The sequence below is a fragment of the uncultured Amaricoccus sp. genome (assembly GCF_937858865.1).
Taxonomy (GTDB): Bacteria; Pseudomonadota; Alphaproteobacteria; order Rhodobacterales; family Rhodobacteraceae; genus Amaricoccus.
The window spans coordinates 1-3,823 of record NZ_CALLYO010000362.1; the positions used below are offsets into that span (position 1 = coordinate 1).

2 protein-coding genes and 1 pseudogene are annotated in these 3,823 nt (G+C 70.6%); all 3 read left to right on the forward strand.

What is annotated here, in order from left to right; genetic code table 11:
• Positions 1 to 422: pseudogene (locus Q0112_RS10435) on the forward strand (copper resistance protein CopC); the annotation flags it as partial.
• A 145-nt stretch (positions 423 to 567) separates the two neighbouring features.
• Entirely contained in the window at positions 568 to 3,429 is a 2,862-nt protein-coding gene (gene uvrA, locus Q0112_RS10440; RefSeq protein WP_297974888.1) for an excinuclease ABC subunit UvrA, read from the forward strand.
• Between the two features lie 11 nt (positions 3,430 to 3,440).
• On the forward strand, positions 3,441 to 3,823 hold a 383-nt coding region (locus tag Q0112_RS10445), incomplete at its 3' end, for a DEAD/DEAH box helicase (protein WP_297974891.1).

Here is a 3,823-nt window from a genome sequence, read left to right on the forward strand (position 1 = left end):
CGGCCGAGCTGCTGCTCGGCCTCCTCATCCTCGCCCTCGCCAGCGGCTTCCGCATGACCCCGCCGCCGCGCGCCCTCGCCGCCGCGGCAAGCGCGCCACAGGCGGCCCATGCCCACGCGCACGGCCGCACCGTCATGGCCGGCATCATGCTGACGCCCGGCCGCGCCGGCGCCAACATGGTCGAGGTCGCGGTCGAGACCACCGACCAGGCGCCGCTCGACCCGCTCGAGGTCACGCTCGCCTTCTCCGATCCCGCGCGCGGCGTGGAACCGATCCGGCTCCCCGCGACGCGTGACGCCGGGCGCTGGCGCGCCGGCCCGATCCAGCTCCCCCACCCCGGCGAATGGACGCTGACCATCGACATCCTCGTCAGCGACTTCGCCAAGGAGACCCTCGCGACCGACATCGAGATCGCCCCCTGACCGCAGACCGGACGCACGCGGCCTTGCATCCGATCGCGTTTCGTTCTCATTATCCGACTCGCACAATCGCTGCGAGAGGCCTATCTACAGGCCCGGCGAGGCGGGGACTCAGCCGGGACCGGATAGGGCCGCCCAGGAGCGGGACATGCCAGAGCAGAAGTTCATCGAGATCCGCGGGGCGCGCGAGCACAACCTCAAGTCGATCGACATCGACATCCCGCGTGACCGCCTCGTCGTGCTGACCGGCCTGTCCGGGTCGGGCAAATCCTCGCTCGCCTTCGACACCATCTATGCCGAGGGCCAGCGCCGCTACGTCGAGAGCCTCTCCGCCTACGCGCGGCAGTTCCTCGACATGATGCAGAAGCCCGACGTCGACCATATCACCGGCCTCTCGCCGGCGATCTCGATCGAGCAGAAGACCACCTCGAAGAACCCGCGCTCCACCGTCGGCACCGTCACCGAGATCTACGACTACCTGCGCCTGCTCTTCGCCCGCGTCGGCACCCCCTACTCCCCGGCGACCGGCCTCCCGATCGAGGCGCAGCAGGTGAGCCAGATGGTCGACATCACCATGGCGCTGCCCGAGGGCACCCGCGCCTACCTGCTCGCCCCCATCGTGCGCGACCGCAAGGGCGAATACCGCAAGGAATTCCAGGAGCTCCTGAAGAAGGGCTTCCAGCGCGTCAAGGTGAACGGGGCCTTCCACGACCTCGACTCCCCGCCCGAGCTCGACAAGAAGTACCGCCACAACATCGACGTCGTCGTCGACCGCATCGTCGTCCGCGAGGGGCTGGAGACGCGCCTCGCCGACAGCCTGCGCACCGCCCTCGACCTCGCCGACGGCATCGCCATCCTCGAGACCGCCCCACCCGAGGGCGAGGAACCGCAGCGCATCACCTTCTCCGAGAACTTCGCCTGCCCGGTCTCCGGCTTCACCATCCCCGAGATCGAGCCGCGGCTCTTCTCCTTCAACGCCCCCTACGGCGCCTGCCCGGCCTGCGACGGCCTCGGGGTCGAGCTCTTCTTCGATCCGCGCCTCGTCGTTCCCGACGACAGCCTGCCGCTTCTGCGCGGCGCCATCGCGCCCTGGTCGCGCGGCCAGTCGCCCTGGTACCGCCAGACCATGGAGGCGCTGGCCCGCCACTACGGCTTCGACGCCAGGAAGCGCTGGCGCGACCTCCCCGACCAGGCGAAGCAGGTCCTCCTCTACGGCTCCGAGGGCGAGAAGATCCGCTTCCGCTACGACGAGGGCGGCCGCGTCTACGAGATCGACCGCCCGTTCGAGGGGGTGATCCCGAACCTCGAGCGCCGCTACCGCGAGACCGACTCGGCCTGGTCGCGCGAGGACATGGAGCGCTTCCAGAACAACCGCCCCTGCGGCACCTGCCACGGTTTCCGCCTGAAGCCCGAGGCGCTGGCGGTGAAGATCGGCGGCCTGCACGTCGGCGAGGTCGTGCGCATGTCGATCCGCGAGGCGCTCGCCTGGGTCGAGACCGTCCCCGCCGCGCTGACCGCGCAGAAGAACGAGATCGCCCGCGCCATCCTGAAGGAGATCCGCGAGCGCCTCGGCTTCCTGGTCAACGTCGGCCTCGACTACCTTACCCTCGCCCGCAACGCCGGCACCCTCTCCGGCGGCGAGAGCCAGCGCATCCGCCTCGCCTCGCAGATCGGCTCCGGCCTCACCGGCGTCCTCTACGTCCTCGACGAGCCCTCGATCGGCCTCCACCAGCGCGACAACGGCCGCCTCCTCACCACCCTCAAGAACCTGCGCGACGCCGGCAACACGGTCATCGTCGTCGAGCACGACGAGGAGGCGATCCGCGAGGCCGACCACGTCATCGACATCGGCCCCGGCGCCGGCGTGCACGGCGGCGAGATCATCGCCGCCGGCACCCCCGAGGACATCGCCACCGCCCCCGCCTCGATCACCGGCCAGTACCTGACCGGCAAGCGTGCCATCCCGGTCCCGCCCGAGCGCCGCAAGGGCAACGGCAAGAAGGTCCGGGTGGTGAACGCCACCGGCAACAACCTCCAGGGCGTCACCGCCGCCTTCCCCCTCGGCACCTTCACCTGCGTCACCGGCGTCTCCGGCGGCGGCAAGTCGACGCTGACCATCGAAACCCTGTTCAAGACCGCCTCAATGCGCCTCAACGGCGCCCGCCAGACCCCCGCCCCCTGCGAGGCGGTGGAAGGCCTCGAGCATCTCGACAAGGTCATCGACATCGACCAGTCGCCGATCGGCCGCACCCCGCGCTCCAACCCGGCCACCTATACCGGCGCCTTCGGCCCCATCCGCGACTGGTACGCCGGCCTGCCCGAGGCCAAGGCACGCGGATACGGCCCCGGCCGCTTCAGCTTCAACGTCAAGGGCGGCCGCTGCGAGGCCTGCCAGGGCGACGGCGTCATCAAGATCGAGATGCACTTCCTGCCCGACGTCTACGTCACCTGCGAGACCTGCAAGGGCAAGCGCTACAACCGCGAGACGCTGGAAGTCCTCTTCAAGGGCAAGAGCATAGCGGACGTCCTCGACATGACCGTCGAGGACGCCGAGCAGTTCTTCTCCGCCGTCCCCGCCATCCGCGAGAAGATGACCACCCTGATGCGCGTCGGCCTCGGCTACATCAAGGTCGGCCAGCAGGCCACCACCCTCTCCGGTGGCGAGGCCCAGCGCGTGAAGCTCTCCAAGGAGCTCGCCCGCCGCTCCACCGGCCGCACCCTCTACATCCTCGACGAGCCCACCACCGGCCTCCACTTCGAGGACACCCGCAAGCTCCTCGAGGTCCTCCACGAGCTCGTCGACCAGGGCAACACCGTCGTCGTCATCGAGCACAACCTCGACGTCATCAAGACCGCCGACCACATCATCGACATCGGCCCCGAGGGCGGCGACGGCGGCGGCACCATCGTCGCCACCGGCACCCCGGAGCAGATCGCACGGGTCAAGGGAAGCCACACCGGCCACTACCTCGCCACGATCCTCGGCGCCCGCCGGGTGGCGGCGGAATAGCCCGTTCCCCCGTGGGCGCAAACGCCGCCCTGCCCCCCCACTTCGCTGCCTGGTTCGCTCGCCGCGGCTGGACCCCGCACCCGCACCAGCTCGCCCTCCTCGCCCGCGCCGCCGATCCCGCCACCCTCCTCGTCGCCCCGACCGGCGGCGGCAAGACGCTGGCCGGCTTCCTCCCCTCCCTCGTCGAGCTCGGCCCCGCCCCGCCCCCCGGCCTCCACACCCTCTACGTCTCGCCGCTCAAGGCGCTCGCCGCCGACATCCGCCGCAACCTCGCCACCCCCCTCGCCGAGATGGACCTCGCCATCCGCGTCGAGGACCGCACCGGCGACACCGGCCAGGCCCAGCGTGCCCGCCAGCGCGTCGACCCGCCGCACATCCTCCTCACCACCCCCGA

Coding starts and splice junctions, on each gene's coding strand:
- uvrA (WP_297974888.1), top strand. CDS start 568: ATGCCAGAGCAGAAGTTCATCGAGATCCGCGGGGCGCGCGAGCACAAC.